The sequence below is a fragment of the Rugamonas rivuli genome (assembly GCF_009380165.1).
In the GTDB taxonomy this organism is placed as follows: domain Bacteria; phylum Pseudomonadota; class Gammaproteobacteria; order Burkholderiales; family Burkholderiaceae_D; genus Rugamonas; species Rugamonas rivuli.
Map to the genome: position 1 here is coordinate 1 of NZ_WHUF01000017.1, position 5,245 is coordinate 5,245.

General features: G+C 60.6%; 5 protein-coding genes and 1 rRNA gene. 2 read left to right on the forward strand and 4 right to left on the reverse strand.

The features are described 5' to 3' along the window. Positions 1–210: 210 nt before the first annotated feature. Complete coding sequence (locus tag GEV01_RS30495) at positions 211–495, reverse strand: SDR family NAD(P)-dependent oxidoreductase (RefSeq protein ID WP_152810169.1); 285 nt, start codon at positions 493–495, stop codon at positions 211–213. A 189-nt stretch (positions 496–684) separates the two neighbouring features. On the opposite strand from GEV01_RS30495, the gene GEV01_RS30500 reads away from it, so the two are divergent. Together GEV01_RS30500 and GEV01_RS30505 are read left to right on the forward strand one after the other, a co-directional pair. Then, the gene (locus GEV01_RS30500; protein ID WP_152810177.1) at positions 685–1,581 is read left to right on the forward strand and encodes an AraC family transcriptional regulator; all 897 of its coding nucleotides are present in this window, start codon (positions 685–687) and stop codon (positions 1,579–1,581) included. A 93-nt stretch (positions 1,582–1,674) separates the two neighbouring features. Beyond that, complete coding sequence (locus GEV01_RS30505) at positions 1,675–2,205, forward strand: outer membrane beta-barrel protein (RefSeq protein ID WP_152810171.1); 531 nt, start codon at positions 1,675–1,677, stop codon at positions 2,203–2,205. On the opposite strand, the gene GEV01_RS30510 is transcribed toward GEV01_RS30505, so the two are convergent. From GEV01_RS30510 to rrf, 3 genes are all read right to left on the reverse strand, one after another. Next, the gene (locus tag GEV01_RS30510; RefSeq protein WP_152810173.1) at positions 2,196–3,656 is read right to left on the reverse strand and encodes a DUF3482 domain-containing protein; all 1,461 of its coding nucleotides are present in this window, start codon (positions 3,654–3,656) and stop codon (positions 2,196–2,198) included. The two genes, GEV01_RS30505 and GEV01_RS30510, sit on opposite strands and share 10 nt — an antisense overlap. Beyond that, positions 3,649–5,058, reverse strand: coding sequence for a DUF2868 domain-containing protein (locus GEV01_RS30515; protein ID WP_152810175.1), 1,410 nt, complete (start codon positions 5,056–5,058; stop codon positions 3,649–3,651). The genes GEV01_RS30510 and GEV01_RS30515 overlap by 8 nt, the downstream gene beginning before the upstream one ends. A 68-nt stretch (positions 5,059–5,126) precedes the next feature. Next, a 5S ribosomal RNA gene (gene rrf, locus GEV01_RS30520) occupies positions 5,127–5,239 on the reverse strand. Positions 5,240–5,245: the final 6 nt, after the last annotated feature.

Genomic DNA, 5,245 nt, shown 5'->3' on the forward strand with positions numbered 1-5,245 from the left:
TTCATCAAACGTCCACACTTATCGACTGTTAATTTTTAAAGAACTTTATTCGGTACTGCTTGCTGAAGAAGCGTTGTGTTCATCAGCGAAGAGGCAAGATTATGAACTGTTTCGTTTATCTCGTCAAGCTCTTCTTTCTCTCACCTAACTCAGCATTTACATGCGTTGTTCTGCGAGGGGGCGAACTATAGCAAACCCCCTGTGATTCTGTCAAACATTATTAATCAGAATATCAACGCGCTTGTGCACGTCTTCGGCAAATGCCAGGAATTCGCGCATTTCCTCCGGCTGCGATACATCCAGCGCATACCATTCAGCCGAGCCGCCTGCCGCGCGGATTTCCGTTACCAGCGCATGCAGCTTGCTGGACCGGCGCGCTCCCAGGACCACATGATGCCCTTCGCCCGCCAACCGGCGGGCTGTCGCCGGACCGCAGCCCCGGCTGGCGCCGGCAATCAGGATAACCTTGCGATGTGCTTGTGAAATAGCTGTCATGATGCGGTCCTTTCAATGGCATTAACACCAGACTGCATCTTACGGATCAAAGTCCATGCTGCGAATGCACATGTCTATGCACTTCTTGCCTAATCCTATAGAACCTTTGCAAGAAGCTGGCAGCGGCATCGGGAATCATGGATCATTCCTATTCAAGACCCAAAGAGAAAGGACACGCACGTGGAACGCATGATCGCACTGCACCAGCAGCTGGCGCCAAACGAGGGCTACACCTTATCGGCGCTGGACGACGTCCGCCTGACTCGTTCGAATTGCAGCTCGACCAAAACGCCAGCCATGTCCGATCCCTGTATCGCCATCGTGCTCCAGGGACGCAAGCGAGCCTACTTCGGCAACGACGTGCTGCAGTTCGACGCCGAACATTACCTTGTGGTCGCCGTACCCATGCCGTTCACCAGCACCACGGATGCCACGCCGGAAGAACCGTTCCTGGGACTCTCGGTGCGCGTCGACCGCACCACCCTGGCCGACCTGATGTTCGCCATCGACCAGACCGACAACGAAGTGCCGGCCATGCCCAAGGGTATGATGACCACCCGCATGGACGAGCGCCTGAGCGAAACCGTGCTGCGCCTGCTTGAAGCGCTGAGTTCGCCACTGGAAGCGCGCGTGCTCGGCCCCGCCATCGTGCGCGAGATCTGCTACCGGGTTCTGATGGGCGAACAAGGCGCCGCCATGCGCGCGGCGCTGACCAACCAGGGCCAGTTCGGGCGGATCGCCAAAGCGCTGCGCCGCATCCACGCCGATTATGCGGCGGACATCGACGTCGGCCTGCTGGCCGCCGAAGCCAACATGAGCGTGCCGGCCTTCCACGTGCATTTCAAGTCGGTCACGCACTGCACGCCCATTCAATATCTGAAATCGGCACGCCTGCACCAGGCGCGGCTGCTGATGGCGCGCAGCGACATGACGGCGCAATCCGCCTCGGCGCAAGTGGGCTACGAGAGCCCCTCGCAATTCAGCCGCGAATTCAAACGCTTCTTCGGCCGCAGTCCAGGCGAGGAAGCGCACGCAATGCGCCGCCTGCTGGCTGTGCGGCCAGCCGAATCGGCAAGATTGCTTTAAAAATAATATGAAGATACTATGCGGTAAATGGCGATATTAAAAAATAGTTAATACCGCCAGCACGTAGTACCACTTCCATTATTCAGGAGCTTTATGCGACACACTTTCCTCAGCGCCGCGGCGCTGGCACTATTGGCTGCGTCCGCGCCATCGTTTGCGGCCCCCGGCTTCGAGCCCGGCGTGTATGTCGGCATCGACACCGCCCGCGCATCGGTCTCGTCCAAGTACGCCGACAACAGCAACGACATTTCCCTGGGTGCCAACACCGGCTACCAGTTCACGCCGAATTTCGGCTTCGAAGTCTACACTCGCAGCCTGAGCTTCAATCCGTTCCGCGGCTTGCTGGCAGACGCCGGCTACTATCCCGACAGCCACTATGGCATCGCGGCGCTGGGCACGGTACCGCTCGACGCACACTTCAGCCTGTACGGCCGCGCTGGCGTTGGCCGCACGACGATGAAATCCACCCGTGTTGCAATGGCCGACCGCACCGATACCGACCCTGTCGTCGGCCTCGGCGTGCGTTACGCCTTCAACCGGAGCTTCTCGCTGAGCCTGGAAGGCACTTACCTCAGCAAGAGCGAGGTGTCGCTGATTTCGTTCGGTGCGCGCTATCAGTTCTGATCGACCGAAGGGTACAGCCGCGCCAGCGTGGCTGTAGCGATCTGCTGTATCAACGGCTGGGCCAGGCTAGCGCCGTGGTCCGCCGTTTTTTCGCCGCGCACGCGTTGCCAGAAATCCTCCAGCGCCGCTTCGTGCCGCGCGACTTCCTGCTCCACTTCATTCTGCCAAAATGCCGGCGCCTCGCCGTCGATAAAATTCCCCCGGCCACGGCCAAAGTGCGCCACGACCAGATAGCGCAAGACACCCGCCACCACCAGCGTGCGCATAAATGCTGAGGCAAACTGCACCGTTGCCTGATTGCGGTCGGTGGTGGAGTTGAATCCCCAGGCCGCGCCGGCAAACGTCAGCGCGCCGACGATGCCGCCCACCAGTGCGCCGCCACCAAGGCTGAGGCCACCAGTCATCAGGTCAGCCGACAATCCGGTCGCGGCGCCAGAAATCATCGCCCCCAGCAAACCCGCCTGCGCCTTGTCGATGGGCGCGCGCACCACAAAATTGTCGCGCACCCGGGCATTGATCTTGGATGCCTCAGCGGGATCCAGCTTATGCAGTAACAGCAGTTCGCGCGTCATCCTGCCGGTACTCTCGTTCAGGCGGGCAATCAATGCGGCCATCGCGCGGTCCTGCCGTTGCAGCTCTTCGCTCTGTCCAATGCCGACGACTTTCAGCGCCGACTTGAGCATGCTTCTGGACTCGGCTTCGACGGCCTCGCTGTCCCGAGCGGCCATCACCAGCTGCGTGGCCAGCAACTGCATCGCCTGATCGTAACGGCGCGCATTGTTGGACTCCCATACCGCGAACAGTCGCGCATATGCAGACTGCCTGCTCGCATCCAACTGCTTGCCGACCGCTTCGTAAAAGACGCGCTCATGTGTCCAGCAGCGCGCGAATGCATCCAGCGCCAGTACCTCGCGCACGGCGGGATACTGGCGCAGATGATCGCGCCAGCGGGCCTGCTCCGCAAGCTCTTCCGCGGCGGGACGTGGAGGTCCCATCTGGTTGAGCAGGACCAGCACCGGCTTGCCCAGCCATTCGAGTATCTTCATCTCCGCCGGCAGATAGCCGGTGTCGTCCGGATGCTCGGCGGAGCTCACCAGGTACAGCACGACATCGGCCTCGTCCCTGGCGGCACGCAGCGCTTGCTGGCTCAACCAGAACGCGCGGTCGCGGTGACGATCGACGACTTCGCGCAGGAACCAGCCGATCGGATTGCCCGCTTGCGACAGCCGCCTCAGCAAGCGCACGGAATCGCCGAAGCCCGGCGTATCCCACAGCAGCAGGCTGTCGCCCTGTGTAGTCTCAAGCAGCGTATGGGACTCTGCAAAAATCGTCACATGGGCGGCATCGCGCACTTCACCGATGTCCATGCCGATCAGCGTGCGCGCCAACGTGGTCTTGCCGTTGTTGGTGTGCGAGATCAGCGCGAGTTGAATGAGGGATTCTCTATGCATGGGGTTTCAGCAGGTTGACGACGCTGGCTTTGGCTTGATGGAAAGCGCAGAACTGCTGCCAGAGCGCGGTGCGTTCCGCCAGGCGTACTCGGGCGTCGGCTTGTTCGCCCATGCGCGCCAGATAAGAGGACTCGTCCAGTAAAACGATGATGTCGCGCGCTGATGCGGCCACCAGATAGTCGAGGAACGCGCCGTGGTTTTCTTTTTCCGGCGTGGCCGACAGATTGAACAAGGCCGCCGTGGTGTCCACGCCAAGATCCGTATCGCGCAGGACCGCTTGCGGCTCCTCGCCGTACGCGAGCGATGGCCGCAGCATCAAGCGGCCCTGCTCGCCGAACATCGCGACCGCAACTTGGGTCAAGCCTTTATGGCGTGCCTCATCAACGGTAAAACTGTAGGGCAGCACGCGCAGCGTGCCACCGGCGGCGATACCAATGCTGCCACTGAGCTGGCGGAAATATGGCTGATCGAGATCGAGCGGAAAGTGCTGCGCCAATCGCGCGGCCCGCCAATTACCGACCGCAGCCAGCAGCAGGCGCGGCAGCACGACCAGCAGCAGGATAGTCGCCGCATACAAATGCACCCAGCGAGCGCCGCCGTCAGCGGCGGTGGTTTGCGGGAAGCGCAGGGCCGTCACTTCGGCGAGCGAAAAATCTTGTAGATGGAATACAGCCACCGCCGGCGCGAACAGCACGGACAGCAGACTGTGCACCTGGCCGGCATCGAGGAAGGTGCTCTCCCAGCCAGCCGCGTATTGCGACCAGACGCCCCGCGCATACAGCGAGGCCAGCGCGCCAAGCGCGAACATCGCTGCGCTCAGATGTATGGTGCGGCTCAGTCGCGCGGCGTTGAGCATGGCACTCAGCTGCATCCATTCCGCCGCAAAACTCAGCACACCGGAGAATAGGGGTTGTGGCAGGTTGCGCGGCAAGCGCGGCTTGCGCAGCAGTTCCCGGCAGGGCCAGGCAAGCGGGGACACAGGTTTCAGCAGCAATACGAGCAAGCCCAGGTACACCAATATGTTCCAGGTGACGATCAACAGCAATGGCGCAGAAAGCAGGTCGACGCGATGCGGGTCGGTAATGCGGTCGAGGCCGGCGCCGAGCAGCAACGCAATGATGGGGACAGCCAGGGAGAAAGCTTGCCAACTGGTGCGCTGTTTGGCGAAGGTCGCAAACGCGGGCGTGCGTTCGGAGAGGCGTTTCAGGATTTGTTCTGCGCGCTGCTGCAGGAAATCATCGGCCGTTACTTCGGCTTTGTTATCCGACGCTTGCCATTGCGCGAGTTCGCGCGCGCTGCGGCTGGCATACATGCGATCGTCGTCGCTAAGAACTTCTTTATTTTGGTCGGCGAGCTCGATGGCCCGTACCAGTACAACGTTTCTCGCTGTGTGTTCGTTCATGGTGAGAGTATATCGCTGAACGCAAAAAAGCCCACCAGGATCACCTGGTGGGCTTCTTCTTATAACTAGCCTGACGATAACCTACTTTCACACTGGTTGCAGCACTATCATCGGCGCAGAGTTGTTTCACGGTCCTGTTCGGGATGGGAAGGGGTGGGACCAACTTGCTATGGTCATCAGGCATTGA